23 protein-coding genes and 1 pseudogene are annotated in these 25,326 nt (G+C 69.2%); 13 read left to right on the top strand and 11 right to left on the bottom strand.

The window, feature by feature from the left end:
- Positions 1-5: 5 nt before the first annotated feature.
- On the bottom strand, positions 6-722 hold the full coding sequence (locus tag H8N03_RS22700; RefSeq protein ID WP_222623109.1) for an AzlC family ABC transporter permease: 717 nt from the start codon (positions 720-722) through the stop codon (positions 6-8).
- A 137-nt stretch (positions 723-859) separates the two neighbouring features.
- Here H8N03_RS22700 and H8N03_RS22695 point away from each other — a divergent pair, with 137 nt between their 5' ends.
- Positions 860-1,120, top strand: coding sequence for a hypothetical protein (locus tag H8N03_RS22695; RefSeq protein ID WP_187078510.1), 261 nt, complete (start codon positions 860-862; stop codon positions 1,118-1,120).
- A 4-nt stretch (positions 1,121-1,124) separates the two neighbouring features.
- Here the strand turns inward: H8N03_RS22695 and yjfF are convergent, their stop codons facing one another.
- The 5 genes from yjfF to H8N03_RS22670 form a co-directional block, all read right to left on the bottom strand.
- Positions 1,125-2,150, bottom strand: a complete 1,026-nt coding sequence (gene yjfF, locus H8N03_RS22690; protein WP_435531681.1) for a galactofuranose ABC transporter, permease protein YjfF — start codon at positions 2,148-2,150, stop codon at positions 1,125-1,127.
- A complete protein-coding gene (locus tag H8N03_RS22685) occupies positions 2,147-3,193 on the bottom strand; it encodes an ABC transporter permease (protein ID WP_187078509.1) in 1,047 nt (348 codons plus the stop codon). Before H8N03_RS22685 ends, yjfF begins: the two co-directional genes overlap by 4 nt.
- Complete coding sequence (locus H8N03_RS22680; RefSeq protein ID WP_187078508.1) at positions 3,190-4,689, bottom strand: sugar ABC transporter ATP-binding protein; 1,500 nt, start codon at positions 4,687-4,689, stop codon at positions 3,190-3,192. The genes H8N03_RS22685 and H8N03_RS22680 overlap by 4 nt, the downstream gene beginning before the upstream one ends.
- A gap of 151 nt (positions 4,690-4,840) precedes the next feature.
- On the bottom strand, positions 4,841-5,797 hold the full coding sequence (locus tag H8N03_RS22675) for an ABC transporter substrate-binding protein (RefSeq protein ID WP_187078599.1): 957 nt from the start codon (positions 5,795-5,797) through the stop codon (positions 4,841-4,843).
- A gap of 40 nt (positions 5,798-5,837) precedes the next feature.
- Positions 5,838-7,274, bottom strand: a complete 1,437-nt coding sequence (locus H8N03_RS22670; RefSeq protein ID WP_187078507.1) for an aldehyde dehydrogenase family protein — start codon at positions 7,272-7,274, stop codon at positions 5,838-5,840.
- A gap of 124 nt (positions 7,275-7,398) precedes the next feature.
- Between H8N03_RS22670 and H8N03_RS22665 the strand changes: the two genes are divergently transcribed.
- On the top strand, positions 7,399-8,361 hold the full coding sequence (locus H8N03_RS22665; protein WP_187078506.1) for a LysR family transcriptional regulator: 963 nt from the start codon (positions 7,399-7,401) through the stop codon (positions 8,359-8,361).
- Between the two features lie 201 nt (positions 8,362-8,562).
- Here the strand turns inward: H8N03_RS22665 and H8N03_RS22660 are convergent, their stop codons facing one another.
- From H8N03_RS22660 to H8N03_RS22650, 3 genes are read right to left on the bottom strand one after another with little or no spacing between them, the layout of a single operon-like run.
- Positions 8,563-9,480 (bottom strand): dihydrodipicolinate synthase family protein, encoded by a 918-nt coding sequence (locus tag H8N03_RS22660; RefSeq protein ID WP_187078505.1) that lies wholly within the window; start codon positions 9,478-9,480, stop codon positions 8,563-8,565.
- A gap of 7 nt (positions 9,481-9,487) precedes the next feature.
- Positions 9,488-10,363, bottom strand: coding sequence for an SMP-30/gluconolactonase/LRE family protein (locus H8N03_RS22655; protein ID WP_354005167.1), 876 nt, complete (start codon positions 10,361-10,363; stop codon positions 9,488-9,490).
- Positions 10,364-10,368: 5 nt separating this feature from the next.
- The gene (locus H8N03_RS22650; RefSeq protein WP_187078504.1) at positions 10,369-11,133 is read right to left on the bottom strand and encodes an SDR family NAD(P)-dependent oxidoreductase; all 765 of its coding nucleotides are present in this window, start codon (positions 11,131-11,133) and stop codon (positions 10,369-10,371) included.
- A 147-nt stretch (positions 11,134-11,280) separates the two neighbouring features.
- Here H8N03_RS22650 and H8N03_RS22645 point away from each other — a divergent pair, with 147 nt between their 5' ends.
- From H8N03_RS22645 to H8N03_RS22620, 6 genes are all read left to right on the top strand, one after another.
- Entirely contained in the window at positions 11,281-13,023 is a 1,743-nt protein-coding gene (locus H8N03_RS22645) for an IlvD/Edd family dehydratase (protein ID WP_187078503.1), read from the top strand.
- Between the two features lie 30 nt (positions 13,024-13,053).
- Positions 13,054-14,127, top strand: a complete 1,074-nt coding sequence (gene chvE / locus H8N03_RS22640; protein ID WP_187078502.1) for a multiple monosaccharide ABC transporter substrate-binding protein — start codon at positions 13,054-13,056, stop codon at positions 14,125-14,127.
- Positions 14,124-15,656, top strand: coding sequence for a multiple monosaccharide ABC transporter ATP-binding protein (gene mmsA, locus H8N03_RS22635; protein WP_187078501.1), 1,533 nt, complete (start codon positions 14,124-14,126; stop codon positions 15,654-15,656). The genes chvE and mmsA overlap by 4 nt, the downstream gene beginning before the upstream one ends.
- Positions 15,653-16,861 (top strand): multiple monosaccharide ABC transporter permease, encoded by a 1,209-nt coding sequence (gene mmsB / locus H8N03_RS22630; RefSeq protein ID WP_187078500.1) that lies wholly within the window; start codon positions 15,653-15,655, stop codon positions 16,859-16,861. The genes mmsA and mmsB overlap by 4 nt, the downstream gene beginning before the upstream one ends.
- A 10-nt stretch (positions 16,862-16,871) precedes the next feature.
- Positions 16,872-17,624: a FadR/GntR family transcriptional regulator gene (locus H8N03_RS22625; protein ID WP_187078499.1), complete on the top strand. Its 753-nt coding sequence runs from the start codon at positions 16,872-16,874 to the stop codon at positions 17,622-17,624.
- 124 nt (positions 17,625-17,748) lie between these two features.
- Positions 17,749-18,015, top strand: a complete 267-nt coding sequence (locus tag H8N03_RS22620) for a hypothetical protein (protein WP_187078498.1) — start codon at positions 17,749-17,751, stop codon at positions 18,013-18,015.
- A 69-nt stretch (positions 18,016-18,084) separates the two neighbouring features.
- On the opposite strand, the gene H8N03_RS22615 is transcribed toward H8N03_RS22620, so the two are convergent.
- A complete protein-coding gene (locus H8N03_RS22615; RefSeq protein WP_187078497.1) occupies positions 18,085-18,432 on the bottom strand; it encodes a KTSC domain-containing protein in 348 nt (115 codons plus the stop codon).
- 205 nt (positions 18,433-18,637) lie between these two features.
- On the opposite strand from H8N03_RS22615, the pseudogene H8N03_RS22610 reads away from it, so the two are divergent.
- The 3 genes and pseudogenes from H8N03_RS22610 (at position 18,638) to H8N03_RS22600 (ending at position 21,694) form a co-directional block, all read left to right on the top strand.
- A pseudogene (locus H8N03_RS22610) lies at positions 18,638-19,736 on the top strand (IS30 family transposase).
- A 217-nt stretch (positions 19,737-19,953) separates the two neighbouring features.
- Positions 19,954-20,547 (top strand): hypothetical protein, encoded by a 594-nt coding sequence (locus H8N03_RS22605; RefSeq protein ID WP_187078496.1) that lies wholly within the window; start codon positions 19,954-19,956, stop codon positions 20,545-20,547.
- 118 nt (positions 20,548-20,665) lie between these two features.
- Positions 20,666-21,694 carry a DnaJ domain-containing protein gene (locus H8N03_RS22600; protein WP_187078495.1) on the top strand — a complete coding sequence of 343 codons (1,029 nt, stop codon included), beginning with the start codon at positions 20,666-20,668 and terminating at the stop codon, positions 21,692-21,694.
- Positions 21,695-21,713: 19 nt separating this feature from the next.
- Here H8N03_RS22600 and H8N03_RS22595 read toward each other — a convergent pair whose 3' ends face one another.
- A complete protein-coding gene (locus H8N03_RS22595; RefSeq protein ID WP_187078494.1) occupies positions 21,714-22,709 on the bottom strand; it encodes a LysR family transcriptional regulator in 996 nt (331 codons plus the stop codon).
- 90 nt (positions 22,710-22,799) lie between these two features.
- Between H8N03_RS22595 and H8N03_RS22590 the strand changes: the two genes are divergently transcribed.
- Both H8N03_RS22590 and H8N03_RS22585 read left to right on the top strand, forming a co-directional pair.
- On the top strand, positions 22,800-24,011 hold the full coding sequence (locus H8N03_RS22590; RefSeq protein ID WP_187078493.1) for a CaiB/BaiF CoA transferase family protein: 1,212 nt from the start codon (positions 22,800-22,802) through the stop codon (positions 24,009-24,011).
- 6 nt (positions 24,012-24,017) lie between these two features.
- Positions 24,018-25,292, top strand: a complete 1,275-nt coding sequence (locus H8N03_RS22585; RefSeq protein WP_187078492.1) for a DUF1254 domain-containing protein — start codon at positions 24,018-24,020, stop codon at positions 25,290-25,292.
- The last annotated feature ends 34 nt before the right edge of the window (positions 25,293-25,326 follow it).

Raw genomic sequence — 25,326 nt, 5'->3', positions numbered from 1 at the left:
GCCGGTCAGCGGGAGGAAGCGGGCCGCGCGTGCTGCGCCAGCACGCCCACGGCCACGGCCGCGGAGATCGCGACGACGATGTTCAGGCGCAGGGGCAGCGCATACGCGGCAACCGCCGCACAGGCGGCGACGAACGCGGCCACCCAGGTCGAAGGGCTGCGCAGCTGGCTGCAGGCCAGCGCCAGCAAGGCCATGGTGCCGGCGAAGCCGATGCCCCACTCCGGCGGGATGGCGGCGCCCGCCACGATGCCCGTGATCACGGCGACCTGCCAGGCTCCGTAGTTCACGACGGCCGCGCCCCAGAAGTAATCCAGCTGGCCGGGCTCGCGCCGCGGCTCGGGGTAGCGGCGCAGGAACATCGCGAAGATGGTGTCCCCCATGAAGTAGCTGAGGAACACGCGCTTGCCGCGCGGCAGGTGCGCGAAATACGGCCGGTACTGGTAGCTGAAGACCAGGAAGCGCAGGTTGACGCACGCCACCGTGGCGCACACCACCCACATCGGGGCATCGCTGGCGATCAGGGGCAAGGCGGCGACCTGTGACGTGCCGGCCGATACCAGGATGGACATCAGGATGGCCAGCGGGACGCCCATGCCGCTCTTGGCCATCGCCACGCCGGCCACGAGGCCCCAGGCCGAGATGCCGATGGTCATGGGGCCGCAGTCGCGCACGCCGGCCCGGAACATGGGCCGCCGCGCGGTGGCGAGGGCCCTGCGCTGCACGCGCGCGAAGCGATGACTCAGACCGGGACCCTCACTCATTGGCGCCGTGATTGTCGCTCACGCCCGGGGCCGCCCGCCGCGGGGTGCGGGAGAGGCCCAGGCCTGTGTCCGGAAATGCACAAATGGCCCCACTATCCTTGGACCCGAAACAACGGGCGCAGGGCATGACGGAGCAGAACCACGGCGAGCGCCTGGCGCAGGCGGAGGAGCGGATCGCGCTGGCGCTGCGGCGGATCGAGGCGCAGGAAGCGCGCATGCGCACGCGCCGCATGACGCAGCAGGAGCAGGAGCGCGCGGAGGCGCTGCTGCGTTCCATGCGCGAGACGCTGGACCTGTTCCGGATGCACCGCGACAGCCTGGTGCGGCTGATCGAGGTGCGGAAGATCGGCCGCGGCTGAGGCCTCAGGCGGCGCGCCGGCGCTGCTCGAACAGGCGCTGCAGGAGGCAGAACAGGAACAGCAGCCCGCCGATCGCGATGCGCGTCCACCAGGAACTGAGGCTGCCGTCGAACATGATCAGCGTCTGGATGATTCCCAGCATCAGCACGCCGAACAGCGTGCCGAACACGTAGCCCACCCCGCCGGACAGCAGCGTGCCGCCGATGACCACGGCCGCGATCGCATCCAGCTCCAGGCCCACGGCATGCAGGCCGTAGCCCGAGAGCATGTAGAAGGTGAAGACCACGCCGCCCAGCGCGGAGCAGAAGCCGCTGAACGCGTACACGCCCACCAGCGTGGAGCGCACGGGCAGCCCCATGAGCATCGCGGACTGCTCGTTGCCCCCGATCGCGTAGACCGTGCGGCCGAACTGCGTGAAGTGCGCGACGAAGGTCCCGGCGGCGACCATCGCGAGCGCGATCACCGCGCCCACGGAGACCTGCGCGTCCGCCCACACCGGGATCCGCGCCTGCGACACCGCCGTGTAGAAGCCGTCGGTGATGCTGATGGAATCGATGCTGATCAGGTAGCACAGGCCGCGCGCCAGGAACATGCCCGCCAGCGTCACCAGGAAGGGCTGCAGGCGGAAGCGCTCGATGAGGAAGCCCATGGTCGCGCCGAATACGGTGCCCATCACGAGAACGAGCGAGATCACCACCAGCGGGCTCCACTGGTGGCGCTCCACGAGCGCGGCGGACACCATGGTCGTCAGCGCGATCACGGCGCCCACCGACAGGTCGATGCCGCCGGACACGATCACGAAGGTCAGGCCCACCGCCACGATGCACAGGAAGGCGTTGTCGATCAGCAGGTTGAGGAACACCTGCGCGGAGAAGAAGCCCGTGTACAGCACGGACCCGAGCGCCGCCATCGCCACGAACAGCGTGACCGTGACGAGCAGCGGCACGTACTTGCGGTCGAGGCCACGGCGCCGCGGCGCGGGCGCCGGCAGCGGCTGCTCCTCGACGGCCAGGCTCAGGTTGGCGCTCACCGCGTCGCCTCCTGCACCGGCAGCGGCCGGCGGGCCCACTGCGCCAGCGCCTGCCGGAACTCGGGCGACTGCAGCAGCATCACCGCGAACACCACGGCGGCCTTGACGACGAGGTTCACCTCCGGCGGCACGCCCACCGAATAGATGGCATAGGTGAGCGTCTGCAGGACCAGCGCGCCGACCACCGTGCCGGCCAGGCTGAAGCGGCCGCCGGTGAGCGAGGTGCCGCCCAGCGTGACGGCGAGGATCGCGTCCAGCTCCATCAGCATGCCGGCGTTGTTGCCGTCCGCGCTCTTGACGGTCGAACTCACGATGAGACCCGCGATGCCGGCGCAAAGGCCGCAGAACACGTAGGCCCAGAACGTGATGCGCCGCGCGGGCAGGCCCGCCAGGTGCGCCGCCGCCGGATTGATGCCGACCGCTTCGATGAAGAGACCGAGGGCCGTGCGCCGCACCAGCAGCAGGAGCGCGACGAACACCGCGGCCGCCAGCAGGAAAGGCACTGGCAGGCCCAGCACGTAGCCGTTGCCGATGGTGAAGTACGGCGCGTAGTACACGGTGATGATCTGGCCGTTGGTGATCAGCTGCGCGACCCCGCGCCCGGCGACCATGAGGATCAGCGTCGCGATGATCGGCTGCATGCCGACCCACGCGACCAGCGCGCCGTTCCAGGCGCCGCACAGCATGGCGACGAGCAGCGCGCACAGGATGGCGACCGGCATGGGGAAGCGGCTCACGTGGGTGCTCACGCCGTCGTGGATCACCAGCGAGCCGCCGATCATCCACGCGGCGACGCCACCTGCGATGGCGACCACCGCGCCCACCGAGATGTCGATGCCGCGCGTGGCGATCACGAGCGTCATGCCGAGCGCCACCAGCGCCAGCGGCGCCGCGCCCTTGAGGATGTCGATGAGGCTGCCGTACAGGTGCCCGTCGCGCACCGTGACGCGCAGGAAGCCGGGGTTGAAGGCTGCATTCAGCACGAGCAGCAGCACCAGCGTGACCACCGGCCAGAACAACCGATGCTTCCAGACCCGGTTCATGCCTGCTCCGCGATCAGGTGGTACACGTCCTGCTCCTGGCAGCCCGCGGGCAGTTCGCCCACCTTGCGGCGGTCGCGCAGCACGGCGATGCGGTGCGCGACGCGCACGACCTCGTCGATCTCCGAGGAGATGAAGAGCACCGCCATGCCTTCGCCGGCCAGCCGCAGGATCTCGTCCATCACTTCCTGCTTGGCGGCGACGTCGATGCCGCGCGTGGGCTCGTCCAGGATCAGCAGGCTGGGCTGCGTGGCGAGCCAGCGCGCGAGCAGCGCCTTCTGCTGGTTGCCGCCGGACAGCTGTGCAATGGGGATGTCGAGGCTGGCCGCCTTGATGCCCAGCGCGCGCACGAAGCCTTCGGCCAGCCGCGCCTGCTCCTGCGCGCCCAGGTTCTTCATCACGCCGCGGCGCGCCTGCAGCGCGAGCACGATGTTCTCGCGCAGCGACAGGTCGGCGACGATGCCGTGCGTCTTGCGGTCTTCCGGCAGCAGGCCCATGCCGAGCGCCACGGCCTGCGCGGGCTGCTCCACGCGCACCGGCGCGCCGCGCACGCGCAGCTCGCCCTGGTCGGCGCGTTCCAGCCCGAACAGCAGGCGCGCGAGTTCGGTGCGGCCGGAGCCGAGCAGGCCCGCGAGCCCGACGACCTCGCCCGCGCGCAGCGCCAGGTCGGTGGGCTGCACCACGCCCTTGCTGCCCAGGCCGCGCAGCTCGACCAGCGCGTCGCCGCCGCTGCCGGTGGCAGGCGCAGGCGCCGCCTCACGCCGTGCGGCGAGCTCGCGCCCCACCATGGCGGACACCAGCGCGGGCGCCGGCAGGTGCTCCACGCGGTACTCGCTCACGAGCTCGCCGTTGCGCAGCACGGTGATGCGGTCCGCGATCGCGTACACCTGGTCGAGGAAGTGCGTGACGAACAGGATGGCCATGCCTTCGTCGCGCAGGCGGCGCAGCACGGCGAAGAGGCGCCGCACCTCGTCCTCGTCGAGGCTGGAAGTGGGCTCGTCCAGCACCAGGACCTTGGCGGAGACGCTCAGCGCACGCGCGATGGCCACCATCTGCTGCACGGCGACGGGATGGCTCGAGAGAAGGCGGGTGACGTCGATGTCCAGGCTGAGGCGCGCGAGCAGCGCGCGCGCCTGGTCCTCCATCGCGCGCCAATCGATGCGGCCCCACTTGCGCGGGTAGCGACCGGCGAACACGTTCTCCGCGACGGAGAGGTTGGGACAGAGGTTGACCTCCTGGTACACCGTGCTCACGCCGAGGCGCTGCGCATCGAGCGGCGAGCGCGGCTGCACGAGCTCGCCGGCGATGCGGATCGTCCCCGCATCCGCCGCATGCACGCCGGTCAGCACCTTGATCAGCGTGGACTTGCCGGCGCCGTTCTGCCCCATGAGCGCATGCACCTCGCCCGCCTGCAGGCGCAGGTCCACCCCGGCGAGCGCGCGCACGCCGAGGAAGGACTTGGTGATGCCGCCCAGTTCGAGGGCGGGTGGCGAGGTCACGGCCGCCTGCCCTCACCCCAACCCTCTCCCAGAGGGAGAGGGAGCAACAACGCCACGGCCCGATCCGGTGCCACCGCGGAACCGGCTTTGCCGGGCCGCTGGTGGCGCCCCCTTGAGGGGGAGGCGCCGAAGGCGCTTCGGGGGTGGGCCATCAGTACTTGCGGGTGGGGAACACCTTGGCGGCGCTTTCCATCGGGAAGATCGTCTCTTCCGTCACGATGCGTTTCGGCACGGGCTTGCCGGCCACCACGTCCTGCACCGCCTTCATCAACTGCGGGCCCAGCAACGGGCTGCATTCCACGGTGACGTTCAGCTTGCCGGCCATCATGGCTTCGAAGGCGCCCTTCACCGCGTCGATGGACACGATCTTGATGTCCTGCCCCGGCTTGAGGCCGGCTTCCTCGATCGCCTGGATCGCCCCGATGGCCATGTCGTCGTTGTGCGCGTAGAGCACGTTGATCTTCTTCGGGTCCGCCTTCAGGAAGGCCTGCATGACCTCCTTGCCCTTGGCACGCGTGAAGTCGCCGGTCTGCGAGCGCACGATCTTGAACTGCGGCTTGCCCTTGATCACCTCCTCGAAGCCCTTCTTGCGGTCGATCGCGGGCGCGGAGCCCACGGTGCCCTGCAGCTCCACGATGTTGACTTCGCCGCCCTTGATGTTGTCGACGACCCAGCGCCCCGCCTTGCGGCCCTCTTCGAGGAAGTCGGAGCCCATGAAGGTGACCCACAGCGAGTCGTCCTTCTCGTTCACGGCGCGATCGGTCAGGATCACGGGGATCTTCGCCGCCTTGGCTTCGCGCAGCACCGTGCCCCAGCCGCTTTCGACGACCGGCGAGAAGGCGATCACGTCCACCTTCTGCGCGATGAAGGAGCGGATGGCCTTGATCTGGTTCTCCTGCTTCTGCTGCGCGTCGGAGAACTTCAGCTCGATGCCCGCGTCCTTGGCGGCCTGCTTGATCGACTCGGTGTTGGCGGTGCGCCATTCGCTCTCGGCGCCGATCTGGCTGAAGCCGAGGACGATCTTCTTCTGCTGGGCGAAGGCGCCCAGGGGCATCCCGGCGATGGCCAGGAGGGCGGTGCCCGCGAGGGCGGCGCGGCGGCGGTTCATCATGGTGTCGTCTCCTTTGGGAGTTGGTGGGTCAACCGGTTCAGGCACACACGTAGGCGGTCTTCACGGTGGTGAAGAACTCCGCCGCGTGGCGGCCCTGCTCGCGCGGGCCGTAGCTCGAAGCCTTGCGGCCGCCGAAGGGCACGTGGTAGTCCACGCCGGCGGTGGGCAGGTTGGCCATGACCATGCCTGCCTGTGCGTGCCGGCGGAAGTGCGTCGCGTGCTTGAGCGAGGTGGTGCAGATGCCGGCGCACAGGCCGTAAGGCGTGTCGTTGGCGAGCGCGAGCGCGTGCTCGTAGTCGTTCGCGCGCAGCACGACGGCGATGGGGCCGAAGATTTCTTCGCGGGCGGCGCGCTGTTCGGGCGTGGCGAGGAAGAGCGCCGGCGCCATGAAATGCCCGCGCGTGCGCCGCTCGACGAGCTCGCCGCCGCAGACGTGCTCGGCGCCTTGCGCGCGCGCGATCTCCAGCCAGGACAGGTTGGTGTCCAGCTGCGCCGCGCTCGCGACCGGCCCGATGTCGGTGCCGCGCTCCTCGGCGTGGCCCACCGTGAGCTGGCGCATGCGCTGGCGCAGCTTCTGCACGAAAGCGTCGTGCACGCCGGCTTCGACCACGAGCCGGCTCGATGCCGTGCAGCGCTGGCCGGTGGAATAGAAGGCGCCTTGCACCGCGCATTCGACCGCGCGGTCCAGGTCCGCATCCGCGAGCACCACCAGGGGGTTCTTGCCGCCCATCTCGAGCTGCACCTTCGCGCGGCGCGCGGCAGCCTGCTGCAACACCTGGTGACCGGTGGTTTCGGACCCGGTGAAGGTAATGGCGTCGACGCCGCGGTTCTCCACGAGCACGCGGCCGACCTGCCGGCCGCTGCCCATGACCAGGTTGAACACGCCCGCGGGCAGGCCGGCGCGGCTGATGATGTCCGCCAGCGCCCAGCCGCAGGCCGCGACCAGTTCCGCCGGCTTGAACACGACGGTGTTGCCGTAGGCGAGCGCGGGCGCGATCTTCCACGCGGGGATCGCGAAGGGGAAGTTCCAGGGCGCGATGACGGCGACGACGCCCACCGGCTCGCGGGTGACCTCGACCTCGACGCCCGCGCGGGGCGACGCGAGCTTCTCGCCCGGAATGCGCAGCGCCTCGCCCGCGAAGAACTTGAAGATCTGCCCGGCGCGCGCGACTTCGCCCACGGCTTCCGGCAGGGTCTTGCCCTCTTCCCGCGCGAGCAGGCTGCCGAGTTCGTCCTTGCGCGCGAGCAGCTCGCTGCCGACCGCATCCAGCACGTCGGCCCGGCGCTGCGGCGTGCTGAGCGACCAGCTCGCGAAGGCTTCGTGCGCCGCATCGATCGCGGCCTCGGCCTGGCGGGCGTCGGCGCGGGCGTAGTCGGCCACGGGGGCGGACAGGTCCGACGGGTTCTCGCTCGTGCCCGTCGTGACGCCGCCTTCCCAATGTCCGTTGATGTAGTTCTTGAGGACTTCGCGCATGCCCCTCCTGCCTCCGTTCCGGGGTGGGTGCGGATACTAGGGCGAGCAGGGATACGCGACCAATCGCGTTTCGGCACACTGCGATACCGGAATCGGCATTCATGCAAACCCTAGGGACGGCGGCTTGGTCAACTACTCGCACTGGTTCATCCGCGCGCGGCTGAAGACGCGGCAGCTGCTGCTGCTCGTCGCCCTGGACGAGGAAGGCAACATCCACCGCGCGGCCGAGGTGCTGGCCATGACGCAACCGGCCGCGTCCAAGCTCCTGAAGGACCTGGAGGACGTGCTGGGCGTGCCCCTGTTCGAGCGGCTGCCGCGCGGCATGCGGCCCACCGTCTACGGCGAGGCGATGGTGCGCCACGCGCGCACCGCCTTGTCCAGCCTGAACCAGGCGCACGACGAAGTGCAGGAGCTCAAGGCCGGGCGCTTCGGGCAGGTGAGCGTCGGCACGATCACGACGCCGGGCATCATGCTGCTGCCGCAGGCCATCGCGCGCGTGAAGCAGTCGCACCCGAAGCTGCGCGTGTCGCTGCAGGTGGAAACGAGCGACGTGCTGATGGAACGCATGGCGCAGGCCCGGCTCGACATCCTCGTGGCCCGCCTGTTCGCGCAGCACGACAAGACGGCGCTGCGGTTCGAAGCGCTGGCGGAGGAGCCCGTGGTCGCGATGGTGCGTCCCGGGCACCCGCTGCTGGAAGTGGACCACCTCACCTTGCGCGACCTCAGCGGCTGGGGCTGGATCGTGCCGCCCGAAGGCAGCGTGCTGCGGCATCGCTTCGACCTGATGTTCCGCGAGGAGAGCCTGGAGGCGCCGGCGAACCTGATCGAGAGCGCCGCGCTGCTGTTCGTCACCAAGATGATCGGCCAGGGCGACATGATCGGCCTGGTGGCGGGTGACGTCGGGCGCTACTACGAGAGCCACAACCTGGTGGCGGTGCTGCCGATCGACCTGCCGTGCCAGATGGACGCGTTCGGCCTGATCACGCGCACGGACCGGCCGCTGTCGCCGGCGGCGCGCGTGATGCTCGCGGCGATCCGGACGGCGGCGGCGGAGTCGTATGGGGTGGCGCTGGAGGCGGGGGTTTAGGGCGAAACGCGGGGCGGGGGTGACGTCGAAACGCTGGGGTTCGCTGCGCGAAACCCAGCCTACGGGAAACGCGGCGACCCTGTGGGCTGCGTTTCGCGCAATCGAAACGCTGGGGTTCGCTTGCGCGAAACCCAGCCTACGGGAAACGCGGCGACCCTGTAGGCTGGGTTTCGCGCAGCGAACCCCAGCGATCCCCCCTCATCACCCCCACCGCAACACCAGCGGATCCAACCGCTTCGCCACCGCCAGCAGCCCCTCCCGCACCGCCGGATGCATCGCCGGGAACGGATGCCGCGGCGCTTCGCAATCGATGATCCCACCCGCCTTCATCAAGGCCTTGGCGGTGAGGATGCCGCCCTGCCGGTTCTCGTAGTTGATGAGGGGCAGCCAGCGCTCGTACGCCCGCGCAGCCTCGTCGCGGCGACCGGCCTGCCAGGGGTCGAGGATCGTGCGGATGCCGTCGGGATAGCCGCCACCCGTCATCGCGCCGGTCGCACCGGCTTCCAGGTCCGGCAGCAGCGTGATGCCTTCCTCGCCGTCCCACGGCCCTTCCACCGCTTCGCCGCCGAGCCGGATCAGCTCGCGCAACTTGCTCGCCGCGCCCGCTGTCTCGATCTTGAAGTAGGCGACGTGTTCGATTTCTCGCGCCATGCGGGCGAGGAATGCGGCGGACAGGGGCGTGCCGGCTACGGGCGCGTCCTGGATCATGATCGGGATGGCGATGCGGTCCGAGAGGCGCGCGTAGAACTCGTGGATCTTCTCCTCGCCCACGCGCAGCGTCGCCCCGTGATACGGCGGCATCACCATCACCATGGCGGCGCCCTGCTCCTGCGCGCGGCGGCTGCGGGCAGCGCATACCTCGGTGCTGAAGTGCGTGGTCGTGACGATCACGGGCACGCGGCCGGCGACGTGTTCGAGGATGGCGCGCGTGAGGACCTCGCGCTCCTCGTCGGCCAGCAGGAACTGCTCGGAGAAGTTCGCCAGGATGCACAGGCCGGTGGAACCCGCATCGATCATGAAATCCACGCAGCGCTTCTGGCTCGGGAGGTCCAGGCTGCCGTCCTCGCGGAAGGTGGTGGGCACCACCGGAAAAACGCCCTGGTAGCGGGTGGCGTGCATGTCGTCCTCAAGGATGGGTGGATGGGGCGAGCGCGAACCGGGTCTCCGGCAGGCCGCGCCAGCGCGTGGCGGCGGCGAACACGCCGCCGGCCTGCGGCTCCTCGCGCAGCCGCTCCTTCGACAGCCCACCGCGCGCGGAAGTCACGTACAGGACATCGAGCCCCGGCCCGCCGAAAGCGGGACAGGTGAGGCGCGACACGGGGAAGGCGATGCGCTCGGTCTCCCGCCCATCGCTGTCGTAGCGGACCACGCAGCGGCCTTCCCACTGCGCGTTCCACAGCCCGCCCTGCGCGTCGATGCAGGAGCCGTCCGGAAAGCCTTCGTCCTCGCGCAGGCGCACGAACACGCGCGGCGTGCCCATGCGACCGTCCGCGTGGTAGTCCAGCGACCAGATCGTGCGCGTCGGCGAATCCGCGTAGTACATCGTGGCGCCGTCCGGGCTGAAGCAGATGCTGTTGGCCACGGCGGCAGCCGGAAGCGGCAGGCGTTCCACGCGCAGGTCGGGATGCACGCGGTACAGGCCGCCGATGCTCGCCTCCTCCGGATTGAACATGCCGAAGAGGAAGCGGCCCTGCCGGTCGCAGCGGCCGTCGTTGATGCGGGTCGTGGGCTGGTCGGCCTCGACCGGGATCACGGGCGAGAGCGAATCGCCGGCGGTGTCGAACACCGCGATGCCCGATGCCAGCCCCAGCAGCAGCTTCGTGGCGCTGCCCCCGCAGAACGCGAAGCTGCCGACGCGCTCCGGCAGCTTCCAGGTGCGCACGCTGCCGCCGGCCTCCAGCCGGCAGATCTTCGATCCCTCGATGTCGGTCCACCAGAAGGCCGCGCCGTCCCACAGCGCGCATTCGCCGAGGCGGTCGCCGGCGTCCACCACGAGCCGCACGTCGCTCAAGTCCAGCCTCCGTCCACCACGAAGTCCTGCGCGGTGCACATCGCGCTGTCGTCCGCCGCCAGGAACAGCGCCATGTGCGCGATGTGCTGCGGCAGCAGCGGCTGCTGGAGGCACTGCCCGCGCGCGATGTCGGCCTTGCCTTCCTCGGTGAGCCACAGGCGCACCTGCTTCTCCGTCATCACCCACCCCGGCACCAGCGTGTTCACGCGAATGTTGAACGGGCCGAAGTCGCGGGCCAGGCTGCGGGTGAGGCCCTGCACGGCCGCCTTGGACGTGGTGTACGCGGGCATGCCGCCCTGCTTGAGCTTCCAGCTCACGGAGCCGAAGTTGACGATGGAGCCGCCGCCGGCCTGCTTCATGTCCGCGGACACGCTGCGCGCGGCGAAGAACTGGTGCTTGAGGTTCACCGCGAGCGACTTGTCCCAGTACTCGGGGGTGGTGTCCTCGATCCTGTGGCGCGTGTCGTTGGCGGCGTTGTTCAGGAGGACGGTGATCAGGCCGAAGCGCTCGCGGACGGCATCGAGCGCGCGCTCCAGTGCCGCGATGTCCGTGAGGTCCGCTTCCACGAACAGGGGCGCGTGCCGGCTGCCCTCCAGCGAACGCGCGAGCGCCTCGCCCGGCTCGCGCGCGATGTCGAGGAAACCCACCTTCGCGCCCTGCTCCGCGAACGCCTGCACCAGCGTCGCCCCGATGCCGGTGGCGCCCCCGGTGACGAAGACGGTGCGGTCCGCGAGGCTCGGATAGCGGGCGAAGGCAGGCATGGCGGGACTCCCCGGCTGAGAAAGGACGGGATTATGTAGTCAGACTTCATGCTGTCAAGAAGCGGATTTCCTGCGGGTTTTTCCGGAGGGAATGCATATTTAGTCTGACTATATTTGCCGCTCCGCAGTCGCAGCCCAGGACCCCGCATGGCCAAGCCCCCCGTCAGGCTCCGTTCCGCCGAGTGGTTCGGCACCACGGACAAGAACGGTTTCATGTACCGCAGCTGGATGCGGAACCAGGGCATCCCGGACCACGAGTTCCAGGGCAAGCCCATCATCGGCATCTGCAACACCTGGTCGGAGCTCACGCCCTGCAACGCGCACTTCCGCAAGCTGGCGGAGCACGTGAAGCGCGGCATCTTCGAGGCGGGCGGCTTCCCCGTGGAGTTCCCCGTGTTCTCCAACGGCGAGTCGAACCTGCGACCTACCGCGATGTTCACGCGCAACCTCGCGAGCATCGACGTGGAAGAAGCCATCCGTGGCAATCCCATCGACGGCGTCGTGCTGCTGGTGGGGTGCGACAAGACCACGCCGGCGCTGCTGATGGGGGCGGCCAGCGTCGACGTGCCCGCCATCGCCGTGAGCGGCGGGCCCATGCTCAATGGCAAGCACCAGGGCCGCGACATCGGCTCGGGCACGGCGGTGTGGCAGCTATCCGAGCAGGTGAAGGCGGGCCACATCACCCTGCACGAGTTCATGGCGGCCGAAGCGGGCATGTCACGCTCGGCCGGCACCTGCAACACCATGGGTACCGCCAGCACGATGGCGTGCATGGCGGAGGCGCTGGGCGTGACGCTCCCGCACAACGCCGCCATCCCCGCAGTGGATTCCCGACGCTACGTGCTGGCGCACCTGAGCGGCATGCGCATCGTGGAGATGGTGCTGGAGGACCTGAAGCTGTCGAAGCTGCTGACGCGCCAGGCCTTCGAGAACGCGATCCGCACCAACGCCGCGATCGGTGGCTCGACCAACGCCGTGATCCACCTGAAGGCGATCGCGGGCCGCATCGGCGTGGAGCTCGCGCTGGAAGACTGGACCGCCATCGGGCGCGGCACGCCGACGCTGGTGGACCTGATGCCGTCCGGTCGCTTCCTGATGGAGGACTTCTATTACGCGGGCGGCCTCCCCGCCGTGCTGCGCCGCCTGGGCGAAGCCGGCCGGCTGCCGCACCCGGACGCGCTCACGGCGAACGGCAAGTCGCTCTGGGAAAACGTGAAGGACGCGCCCGCCTACAACACCGAAGTGATCCGCGAGTGGGAGAACCCGCTGGTGGAGGACGGGAGCATGCGCATCCTGCGCGGCAACCTCGCGCCGCGCGGTGCCGTGATCAAGCCCTCCGCGGCGACGGCCAGCCTGCTGAAGCACCGCGGTCGCGCCGTCGTCTTCGAGAACCTCGAGGACTACAAGAAGCGCATCGCCGACCCGGCGCTGGACGTCACGCCCGACTCGGTGCTGGTCCTCAAGAACTGTGGCCCGCGCGGCTACCCCGGCATGGCCGAGGTAGGCAACATGGGCCTGCCGCCGAAGGTGCTGGAACAGGGCGTGACCGACATGGTCCGCATCTCCGACGCGCGCATGAGCGGCACCGCGTACGGCACCGTCGTCCTGCACGTCGCGCCCGAAGCGCGCGCCGGCGGCCCGCTGGCCGTGGTGCGCGAAGGCGACTGGATCGAGCTCGATGCCGATGCCGGCCGCCTGCACCTCGACGTGCCCGAGAGAGAACTCGCGGACCGCCTCGCCACCTGGGCGGCCACGCAGAAGCCGGAGCCCGCGGACGGCTCCGGCTACCGCAAGCTGTACGTCGAGCACGTGCTGCAGGCCGACGAAGGCTGCGACTTCGACTTCCTGGTGGGCCGCCGGGGCGCCGGCGTGCCCAGGCATTCCCACTAAGACGCAACCCGCCCCCTCAAGGAGACAGGCATGAAACTCACTACACGACGCTTCCTCGGCGGCCTGGTCGTCGGCGCCGCCCTGCTGGGCCTGGCCCCCGCCGGCTTCGCGCAAGGCAAGGGCCTGGTCGGCATCTCGATGCCCACCAAGTCCTCGGCGCGCTGGATCGACGACGGCAACAACATGGTCAAGGTGCTCAAGGAGCGCGGCTACCAGACCGACCTGCAGTACGCCGACGACGACATCCCCAACCAGCTCGCGCAGGTGGAGAACATGATCACCAAGGGCGCCAAGGTGCTGGTGATCGCGGCCATCGACGGCACGACGCTGTCCAAGGCGCTGCAGAGCGCGGCCGACAAGGGCATCAAGGTCATCGCCTACGACCGCCTGATCCGCGGCTCGAAGAACGTCGACTACTACGCCACCTTCGACAACTTCCAGGTGGGCGTGCTGCAGGCCACCTCCATCGTCGACAAGCTGGGCCTGAAGCAGGGCAAGGGCCCCTTCAACATCGAGCTGTTCGGCGGCTCGCCCGACGACAACAATGCCTTCTTCTTCTACGACGGCGCCATGTCGGTGCTCAAGCCCTACATCGACAGCGGCAGGCTGGTGGTGCGCAGCAAGCAGATGGGCATGGACAAGGTCGGCACGCTGCGCTGGGACGGCGCCGTGGCGCAGTCGCGCATGGACAACCTGCTCTCTGCCTTCTATACCAAGGACAAGGTGCATGCGGTGCTCTCGCCGTACGACGGCCTCTCGATCGGCATCCTGTCTTCGCTCAAGGGCGTTGGCTACTGCACGGCGCAGCAGCCCTGCCCGATCGTGAGCGGCCAGGACGCGGAGATCCCCTCCGTGAAGTCCATCCTGCGCAACGAGCAGTCGTCCACCGTCTTCAAGGACACGCGCGAGCTCGCGAAGGTTGCGGCCAACATGGTCGATGCCGTGCTGGCCGGCAAGCAGCCGGACATCAACGACACCAAGACCTACAACAACGGCGTGAAGGTCGTGCCCTCGTACCTGCTGAAGCCGGTGAGCGTGGACGCCAGCAACTGGAAGACCGTGCTGGTCGGCAGCGGCTACTACAAGGAGTCGCAGGTCAAGTGACCAGCCTCCTGGAGATGCGCGGGATCACCAAGTCCTTCCCGGGCGTGGTGGCCCTGCGCGACGTCAACCTCTCGGTGCGCGCCGGCGAGATCCACGCGGTCGTCGGGGAGAACGGCGCGGGCAAGTCCACGCTGATGAAGGTGCTGAGCGGGGTGTACCCGCACGGCAGCTACGAAGGCGAGATCCGCTTCGGCGGCGAGCCGCGCCAGTTCCGCGACATCCGCGCGAGCGAGGACCTGGGGATCATCATCATCCACCAGGAGCTCGCGCTGGTGCCGCTGCTCTCCATCGCGGAGAACATCTTCCTGGGCAACGAGCCGGCGCGCCACGGCGTGGTGGACCGCCACGCCGCCTACGTGCGCACGCGCGAGCTGCTGGCGAAGGTAGGCCTGCACGAGTCGCCCGCCACGCTGGTGGACGACCTCGGCGTGGGCAAGCAGCAGCTGGTGGAGATCGCCAAGGCGCTGTCCAAGGAAGTGAAGCTGCTGATCCTGGACGAGCCCACCGCCAGCCTGAACGAGACGGACAGCGAGGCGCTGCTGGACCTGCTGCTGGAACTCAAGGCGCAAGGCATCGCCTGCATCCTGATCTCGCACAAGCTGGGCGAGGTGGAACGCGTGGCGGATACGATCACCGTGCTGCGCGACGGCAGCACCGTGCAGTCCTTCGACTGCCGCGCCCAGCCGGTGAGCCAGGACGTGATCATCCGCAACATGGTGGGCCGCGAGATGGCGGACCGCTACCCGCGGCGCGAACCGCAAGTCGGCGAAGTGGTCTTCGAGCTGCGCGACTGGACGGTCCACCACCCGGTGCACGCCGAGCGGCAGGTGGTCAAGGGCGTGAACCTGCAGGCGCGACGCGGCGAGATCGTCGGCATCGCGGGCCTGATGGGCGCCGGCCGCACGGAGCTGGCCATGAGCGTCTTCGGCCGCTCCTACGGCCAGAAGATCTCGGGCCGCGTCCTGCTGCGCGGGCAGGAGATCGACGTTTCCACCGTGCAGAAGGCCGTGCGCCACGGCTTCGCCTACGTCACCGAGGACCGCAAGGGTTACGGCCTGCTGCTGGACGACGACATCGCCCGCAACGTGTCGCTGGCCAACCTGCCCGCGGTGGCGAAGCAAGGCGTGGTGGACGAAGGCCGTGAGTTCGGCGTGGCCGACGGCTACCGCAAGCAGCTGCGCATCCGCTGCAAGGACGTGTTCCAGCCCGTGGGGCAGCTCTCCGGCGGCAACCAGCAGAAGGTGGTGCTGGGCAAGTGGCTGTTCACGCAGCCGGAGGTGCTGGTGCTGGACGAGCCCACGCGCGGCATCGACGTCGGCGCCAAGTTCGAGATCTACAGCCTGATGGCGCAGATGGCCGCCGAAGGGAAATGCATCGTGATGATCTCCTCGGAGATGCCCGAGCTGCTGGGCATGTGCGACCGCATCTACGTGATGAACGAGGGGCGCTTCGTCGCCGAGTTCGACCGGATGGAGGCGAGCCAGGAGGGGATCATGCGGGCCATCGTGAACGCTGGGAGCATGCAATGAGCACGCAAGTGGCGGACGTCCCGCCGAAACCGGAAGCGACGGGCCGCGGCGCCCTCGCCTTCCTCAAGGCGCACCTGCGCGAGTACGGCATGCTGCTGTCGCTGGTGGCCATCATGGCCTTCTTCCAGTACATGACCGGCGGCACGCTGATGCAGCCGCTGAACCTGACCAACCTGGTCCTGCAGAACAGCTACATCGTCATCATGGCGCTGGGCATGCTGCTCGTGATCGTGGCCGGCCACATCGACTTGTCGGTGGGATCCGTCTGCGGCTTCGTCGGAGCCCTTGCTGCGGTGCTGATGGTGGAGATGAACTGGCACTGGCTGCCCGCCTCGCTGCTGTGCCTGGGCGCCGGTGCCGTGATCGGCGCCGCGCAAGGCTGGTTCGTCGCCTACTGGCGCATCCCGTCCTTCATCGTCACGCTGGCAGGGCTGCTGGTGTTCAAGGGACTCGCGCTGATGATCCTGAAGGGCCAGTCGGTCGGACCCTTCCCGCCGGAGTTCCAGCTGCTGTCCACGGGCTTCCTGCCGGATCCGCTCTCCGGCGAGTCTTACCGCCTCAGCTCGCTGCTGCTTGGGCTGCTCGCGGCCGGCGCATTGGTGTTCTTCAAGCTGCGCGAGCGCGCCCAGGCGGCGAAGCACGGCATGGAGGTGGAGCCCCTGCCCTTCTTCCTGGGCAAGAACCTCGTGTTCGTCGCGCTGATCGTGCTGCTGTCGGTGCTGCTGTCCGCTTACAAGGGCCTGCCCAACGTGTTGCTGGTGATGGCGGTGCTGATCGTCTGCTACGACTTCCTCGCGCTGCGCACCACCGTCGGCCGGCGCATCTACGCGCTGGGCGGCAACGAGAAGGCCGCGCGCCTGTCGGGCATCAAGACCGAGCGGCTGGCTTTCCTCACGTTCGTGAACATGGGCCTGCTCGCCGCGCTGGCGGGCCTGATCTTCGCCGCGCGCTTGAACACCGCGACGCCCAAGGCGGGCCTCGGCTTCGAGCTGGACGTGATCGCCGCCTGCTTCATCGGCGGGGCCTCGGCCTCGGGCGGCGTGGGCAAGGTCTTCGGCGCGGTCGTCGGCGCCTTCATCATGGGCGTGATGAACAACGGCATGTCGATCCTGGGCATCGGCATCGACTACCAGCAGGTGATCAAGGGCCTGGTGCTGCTCGCCGCGGTATTCGTCGACGTGGCGAACCGCAAGCGCTCGCTATAGTCGGCAGGACATGGCCGTCGAACCCTCCCACCGCGCCTCCAGCTACCGCAGTCCGCCGGAGCGCAAGAGCATGCACCCGCAGATCGTGCGGGACCTCGGCCTGCGCATCGTCGGCGGCGAGTTCGCGCCCGGCAGCCGCCTGCCGGGGGAGCCGGTGCTGCTTGCGAGCTACCAGGTGAGCCGCTCGGTGCTGCGCGAGGCGATCCGCGTGCTGGTGGCCAAGGGCCTCGTCGTCTCGCGCCAGCGCGCGGGCGTCATCGTGCGCCCGCGCAGCGACTGGCACCTGCTGGACCCGGACGTTCTGTACTGGCTGATCCAGTCGCAGCCCACGGGCGAGTTCGTCACGACGCTGATGACGGTGCGGCGCATCTTCGAGCCGGCGGCTGCGGCGCTGGCGGCACGGGTCGCTTCCGAGGAGCAGCTGGAAGGCATCGCCGAAGCCTATGCCGGCATGGAGGCGGCGCGCACGCCGCAGGAGCTGCTGGAGCCCGACCTCGCCTTCCACCGCCGCATCGCGGAGGCGACGGGCAACGACCTGCTGGCGTACATCGGGAACATGCTGTCGCTGGCCCTGCGCGAATCGATCCAGCTTTCCAGCAAGCTGCCGAACACGCACGCGCTCTCGCTGCCGCGGCACAAGGCGATCCTGACCGCGCTGCTGCACCGGGATGCGCTGGCGGCGCGGCAGGCGACGCTGGTGCAGCTGGAGGAGACGCGGGAGGATATTTCGCGGATCCTGGATACGGAGTTCCGGGCGGCGTAGGCGGGTTTCTTCTCCGTAGTGATGCGATGCCCACGGGCGCACGCCGATCTGCATTCGAGCCGCCGTCCGACAGATGGCCCGCGCTGAGGTCCTAGTCTTCGAGGACACGCTTCGGAGACACACCATGCCCAGCGACAAGAAGCTCGATCCGACCGGTGAACGCGCCGCGGCCACCGAGGCCATGGAATCGACACCGATCAGCGGCAAGGAGCATGAATACCGGGCTGACGGTGATCACCGCCCCAGCCAGGACCCAGCCGAGGTGAAGGGTGACACCATCGCCGGCGTCGGCCGCGCCGCGGTGGAGCAGGAGGCAGCGCCCGACGCAGGGCGCGAACCTGCGCGTCCCATCAGCCAGGGCATTCCGGGTGGGGGGCGTTCGCCGGCATAGCGCCTTTGCGCTCTTGGGCGTGTCTGCTCCCGACGCAGAGGAAATGCAGTCTCGCCCAGCTGGAGGCACCTACCGCCGATACTTCTTGGGGATGGGGTGCGTCCGGCAGTCGAACGGTCCGTCCGTGCCACTCCCGCGAATGCGGCTTTCGAAGAACTGCCGCTTCGAACTGGCCTGTTGGAAGCCTTTCACTGTCGCAGCGTCCATCTCGCAGTAGTGGTAGTAGGTCGTCTTGAGCCGAATGACCATATACCGCTCTGCCCTGTCGTAGCAAAAGCGCGAAACGTCACTGCTCTCTTTGACGTCCTCGCACGCGAAGTCATCAAGTGAAACGAGGCCGTGATACTTGACTTGTACGGTCTCCGCCGCGGCAAGTTGGCACCCCAAGACGAGCGCCGAAAGGATGATGAACCTCACGTGATTCCAATCCAAGTGAATCCGGTTCGGAGCTTACGCGATGTGCGCTTATGGGCGGAGACGGACAGCCACTCGGTTGGAACTGCTGCAGCAACGACCTCTGGCGGTCGCTCCTGGAGGCCGGCAAGAACGACTGCTTTGCAGGGCGGATTCAATCGGTCGATGCAACACACTAACCACCGCGTAGGTGGAAGGAGTGTTGCCGATGAAGCGACGGTCACGGATCTACTACGGACAGCCAGAAGGCGCTGATGTGGGAGCGCTGGAAGCAAGGCTGGACACTGCATGAGATCGGCAAGCTGTTTGATCGGCCTCACACGTCGATCCACCAGATTCTTGCGGCGACGGGAGGATTCCGGCCGCCGCAACGAACGCGATCACCAGCTACGCTGACGCTGGCCGAACGGGAGGAGATCTCCCGGGCGATGGTGGCCGGCGAATCTATTCGATCAACCGCGGCTCGACTTGGGCGATCACCATCGACGATCAGCCGAGAGATAAAGCGCAACGGCGGCTACGACGGCTATCGCGCCAGCCTGGCCGATGCGGCGGCTTGGGATCGAGCGCGGCGCCCCAAGACCTGCAAGTTGCGGAACAACCGCGCGTTGGCCCGGCTCGTAGCTGAGAAGCTCCGGCTGCTCTGGGCGCCGGAGCAGATTGCAGGTTGGCTCAAGCATACTTATCCGGGCGACCAGAGCCTCCACGTGTCACACGAGACCATCTACCGCAGCCTGTTCATTCAAGCGCGTGGCGCCTTGAAGAAGGAGCTGCTGGAACACCTAAGACGCACCCGCGGGATGCGCCGCTCTCGGCACCACACGCAGAAGACGGCGATCCACGGGCAGATCGCCGATGCCGTTTCGATCAGCGAGCGACCCGCTTCGGTCGAAGACCGAGCCGTGCCTGGTCACTGGGAAGGAGACTTGGTCTTCGGCAGTCGCAACAGCCAGATTGCCACGCTGGACGAGCGACAGACGCGATACGTGATGCTGGTGAAGCTCGATGGCAAAGACTCGCAGACGGTCGTCAACGCACTGATCAAGAATGCCCGCAAGCTGCCGCAGGAGCTCTATAAATCCCTGACCTGGGATCGAGGCACAGAGATGCATGCCCACAAGCAGTTCACCATGGCCACCGACATCCAAGTCTTCTTCTGCGATCCCCAGAGCCCCTGGCAACGCGGAAGCAACGAGAACACCAACGGTTTACTCCGTCAGTACATGCCGAAGGGCATGGACCTCTCGGACTTCTCCCAGACCCAGCTCAACGCAATAGCGAGACAATTGAACGAGAGGCCGCGCTAGACGCTCGGCTTCCACACGCCCGCTGAGATGTTCAGCGAATGTGTTGCATCGACCGGTTGAATCCGCCGTCTTAAGCGGTCGGTCACCGAAGTTGCATCTAGCCTAAACGGGGCTGCCAGCGCACTTGCAGCGTGATAGCAGGTCTCGACCCAAAACAGCAGCTCGAAAGAGTCTCGAAGCCACCAGCACGCGACCACGGCCTGTGTACCATCAGCCCGTGGATTTCCTTCTTCTCCTGCCCCTGGCGCTGGTCGCCTTGTGGATCGCCAGGGCCCGGCAGCAGCAACGGCGCATCGCCATCCTCGCCCGCTACCTGTCCGGCCACGACATCGAAAAGAACATCGAGACGCTCTCGCAGGGCTACTCGCGCGCCCTGGGCGAAGCGGACCCCGCCCGCAGCGAGCAGGTCTGGGGCGTGCTGCGCGGGACCGAGGAAGTCCTGTGCCGGCAGGTCCGCAAGCTCGCCGAGGACTTCGCGGGCGTCGAGCCTGCGGCCACGCGCGTGAGCAAGTTCCCGGTCTGGCTGCCCCGCTCGCCCGCGTTCGACAAGTCCTTCGACATGCGCGAGGCGCTGCGCATGCACGCCCGCGGCATCTGCCGTGCCGTCGAAGAACAGGGCGCCTCCCCGAAGGACCGCGCCTTCGCCATCCTGGCCGAGATGCTGCTGATGCAGCACACCTGCCACTGGTATTGCCGGTCGAAGTCCGTGGCATCGGCCCGCATGCTGGCCAGCCACCGCACGTCCCACGAGCAACTCGTCGGGGCCGTGTTGCCGCGGACGCGACAGGAGTATCTCGGGCTGGTGGCCTGAGGACGGCAGGCGGCGTCTCGCGGAGGCGCTCCGGGATGGCACCCGTGCCCCTTGCCGTCGCTGCAACCCATGGGGAATGGGCTACCATGCTGCACTGCAACACAGCAGGCGAGGCGCCGTGGAAATCGAGGATCCCTACGCCACACTGGGACTGACACCCGAGGCGAGCGATGCGCAGATCAAGGCGGCATGGCGACGCCTCTCGGCCCGCTGGCATCCCGACCGAAATGCCACTCCCCAGGCCTTGGAGAGAATCCAGCGCATCAACCGCGCAGTGGAGCAGATCCGCAGCGCGCGCGAAGAGGCGCGCGACACCGCCGACGACGCACCACCTCCGGCCGCCGCCCCCACCCCGAAGGACGAGCCCGTCGAGCTGACGATCACCCTCAGCCTGGAAGAAGCCGCCTCGGGCTGCATCCGCAACGTGCACGGTGAGGTCACCCGTGTCTGCGCCACGTGCTGCGGTACCGGCAAGGCGCCGGAACCCGTGACCTGCCATCACTGCCATGGCCAGGGCCAGGCGCGGCAGATGTTCTGGTTCCCGTGGCTCGCCACGCCTTTGCCCTGCGACGCGTGCGAAGGCCGGGGATCGACGCTCGTGTCCTGCTCCAGCTGCGGAGGAAGCGGAGAGTCGGCACCGCTTGCCTACCGGGCTCGCGTGCGGATTCCGCCTGGCGTGCGCGACGGCCACCAGCTGCACGCCCGCGTGAAGCTGCAGGATGGCAAGGACCATCAGTCGCTGAACGTGCGCGTGGCCTTGCGCCCTCACGCGTTCCTGTCGCTGCAGGAAGACGGAACCATCCGGGTCGATGTGCCGGTCGACGGGTTCGCCTGGGTGGCAGGCAGGTGGACGGAGGTGCCCACGCTCGACGGCATGCGCCGCATGCGCCTGCAACGCGGCGCCTTGACCTATCGGATCAGGGAAGCCGGCTTTCCCGTCCGGCCCTCGGGAGCTCGTGCAGACTGCCTGGTCTCTGTCACGCCGCTGTTCCCGGCCGAATGGAGTGAACGACAGGCGGCGTTGCTGGATGCGCTGATTCACAGCAACACCCAGGATGAATCGACCGAGGCGGGGGCCCGGGTCCGCGCCTGGAATCGGATGGTCGCGGCATGGGCGCAGCCCGATGGCGACACACCCGAGAACTGACATGTCGCATCGTGTATGTTCAGGAACGCGCTGAAGTTCTCCCGGGTGCGGCGGCCGTGGCGCGGCTGCCGCGCGCGGGCTGGCCGAAGCGCCGCAATGCGTCCCCCAGTGCGCGCACCAGCGGTGGCGCCGCCCCCGCCGAACGCCGCGTGTAGAGCCCCAGCGAGGGCAGCGGCACCACCGGCGCGACCGGCAGCCGCCGCATGCCGCCGCGGGCGAGTTCGTCCTGCGCGTGTTCGAGCCGCACCGCGGCCAGCAGCGAGGGATCGAGGCGCAGGAGGCTGCCCACCGTGACGGACGAGAGCACCTCCACCGCGGGCTCCGGCGGTTGCAGGCCCTCGTTCAGAAAAGCCGTCATGAGCGCCTGCCGCACGAGCGTGTCCTTGGGCGGCGCGACCCACGCCTGCGAGGAGAGATCGGCCCAGGCCAGCGTGCGCCGGCGCGCGAGCGGATGGCCGTCGGCGCACACGACGCACAGCTCGTCGGCCAGCAGCAGTTCCGGCCGCAGCAGGGGCAGCAGGTCGCTCGCCAGCAGCTCCGGCGTGATGGCGCCGAACACCGCGTCGAGCTCGCCGTCCAGCAGGCGCTGCACCAGCTCGCGCACGCGGCCCTCCTGCACCTGCACGCGCGCACCGTGCACCTTCTGCCGCAGGTGCGCGATCGCGCGCGGCACGGAAGCCGTGACCGACAACGTGCCGAGCCGCAGCACGCCGCTCGCGCCTGCGCGCAGCGCGTCGACCTCCTCGCGGCCCCGCTCCAGCTCGCCCAGGATGACGCGCGCCCGGTAGACGGCGGCCTGCCCCAGCGCGTTGGCCGCCACGCCTTGCGGCGTGCGCTCGAAGAGGCGGGCGCCGAAGCCGTCCTCCACCTCCACCAGCATCTTGCTCAGCGCAGGCTGGCTGAGGTTCAGGCGTGTCGCGGCGGCGCGCATGGTGCCCGCCTCGGCCAGCGCCACCAGCAGGTCGAGGTGCCGCAGGCGCAGGCGGCGCACGAGGAAGTCGGTGGAGGCGGTCATGGGCTCCGCAGTGACGTGATCACCCGAAGTTATCACGGCATCAGGATTCTCGATTTTCCAGCGATCAGGCGCGCGGCTATCGTGCGCAGCGTGCCATCCAGCAGTCCTTCCCCCAGCCGCCGTCCGGCGGCACCCCTCGCCGGCGTGCGTGTCGTCGACCTCGGCCAGTACATCGCGGGCCCCGGCGCGGCCATGGCCCTCGCGGAGCTCGGCGCCACCGTGATCAAGGTGGAGCCCCTGGCCGGTGACCAGGCCCGCCACATCGGGCGCTATGGCGAATCGATGATCCGCGCCTACAACCGGGGCAAGCGCTCGATCGCCCTGGACCTCAAGAGCGACGAGGGCCGCGAGGTGGCGCTGCGTCTCATCGCCCGCAGCGACGTCGTCATCCAGAACCTGCGCCCCGGCGCCGTGGACAAGCTGGGACTCGGCCCCGCCACGGTGCGCGAGCGCTTCCCGCGCGTGATCTACCTGTCGATCACCGGCTTCCCGCGCGGCGGGCCCTCGCACGAGCGGCCGGGCTACGACATCGCGGCCCAGGCCGAGAGCGGGCTGATGGCGGTCACCGGCGAGCCGGACGGCCTGCCGCAGAAGGTGGGCGTGCCCGTGGTCGACGCAGCCGCCGCGCAGCTGGGCGCGCAGGCCGTGCTGGCCGCCCTCTTCGGCCGCGAGCGCAGCGGCACCGGCGAGACGCTGGAGGTGTCGCTGCTGGAGACGGCCCTGAACCTGCAGTCCGCGACCTGGTGCGAGTACCTGGCGGGCGGGCCGGAACCGAAGCGCATGGGGCACGGGCAGCCGCACAACGCCCCGGCCGCCGAACTCGTGCCGACGCGCGACGGCCACATCGTGCTGTCCGCCTATGCGCAGGAGCACTGGCAGCGCCTGTGTCGCGTCCTGGGCCAGGAGCACCTCGCCGGGGATCCGCGCTTCGCCACCAACGCCCTGCGCGTGCAGCACCGCGCGGAACTGCGCCAGGTCTTGCAGGAGTGCCTCTCGCGCTTCACGAGCCAGGAGTGCGTGGACCTCCTCGGCGGCCAGCAGATCGTGTGCGGCGCCGTGCGCTCCTACCGCGAGGTGCTGGCGAGCCCGGACGTCGTGGGCGGCGGCTTGCTCGTGCAGGCCCGCACCGGTGACGGTGGCGGCTACCGCGCACTGGGCCTGCCTTATCGCTTCGGCGACGCGCCGCGGCCCGAACTGCCCGCCGCGCCCGAGGCGGGCGCGGACGCGGCGCTCGTGCTGGCGGAAGCCGGGTACACCGAATCCGAGATCGCGGCGCTGCGCGCGTCGCGTGCCGTTGCCTGAAGCACCATGGACCTCTCCACGATCTCCACCCTGAGCACCCGCGACGCCGCGCGCGCGGCCGTGATCCAGACCCTGCCCCTCTTCGAGATGATGCGCATGCGCGCCGCCACCACGGCCCGGCGCCACCCCACGCTGGGCTTCGCCGGCAGCGACGCGGCTTCGCGCCTGCGCTGGGTCAACCAGTTCACGCACACGCACCGGCGCCTCGGGCCCGAAGATCGCGAAGTGGTGAGCCCGAACAACGACACGGTGTACAGCAATGCCTGGCTCGACCTCTCGGGAGGCCCCGTCGTCATCGCCACGCCGGACATGGGCGAGCGCTACTGGACGCTGGGCCTGCTGGACGCGTGGACCAACCCCTTCGCCTACGTCGGCCGGCGGACCACCGGCAACCGCGCGCAGCGCACGCTGGTGCACGGCCCCGGCTGGCGCGGCGAGGTGCCGGCGGACATCACGCAGGTGATCGCCGCGCCGGGGCAGGACGTGTGGCTGATCGGCCGTGTCCTCGTCGACGACACGCCGGTCGACGTCGAACACGTGCGTTCGCTGCAGCTGCAGTTCTCGATGCGGCGTCCCGACGGCGGCGATGCCGCCGTGCGCCTCGACACGCTGCTGGACGGCCGCGTGCCCGAGGCACCGCCCGCGCCGCTGTACCAGGCCATCGTCGACCAGGCCCTGGAGCGCAACCCTTTCCCGGCGGGCGAACGGCCGCTGTGGCCCGTCTCCCGCGACCTGCTGCCGCAGGCGCTGTCCTCCGTCTACGAAGAGCTGCGCCAGGCGGACCAGCCGCAGGGGCTGGGCGGCGGCTGGGCCCTGCCGGTGGCGGTGCGCACGCATTGGGGCGACGACCTGCTCACGCGCGCTCGCGTGGCGCGCAACCTGATCGGCGCCCTCGGCATCGAGGAAGCGATGTACCCCACGGCGGAAGTCGACGCGGACGGCCAGGTGCTGCACGGCTCGCACGCGTACGAGCTGCGCTTTCCGCCCGGCGGCGGGCCGCGCGTCGGCGCCTTCTGGTCGCTCACGATGTACCGCCGCAGCGACTGCTTGTTCGTGGCCAACCCGATCGACCGCTACTCGATCGGCGATCGCACGCCCGGTCTGCGCACCGACGCGGACGGCAGCCTCGCCATCCGCGTGCAGGCCAGCGACCCCGGCCCGGGCTTCAACTGGCTGCCCGCGCCACCCGGCGAGCCGTTCTACGTGGTGCTGCGCCTGTACCAGCCGCAACGCGAGCACCTGGATTTCCACTACCGTTACCCGCCGCTGCGCAGGCTCTGACGCACACCATCCACAAGAACCAGGAGACGAACGC

This window comes from Ramlibacter cellulosilyticus (assembly GCF_014297465.1).
Classification (GTDB): Bacteria; Pseudomonadota; Gammaproteobacteria; order Burkholderiales; family Burkholderiaceae_C; genus Ramlibacter; species Ramlibacter cellulosilyticus.
Note: the sequence above shows the minus strand (reverse complement) of the source record. Positions and strands in the feature narration are given on the sequence as shown.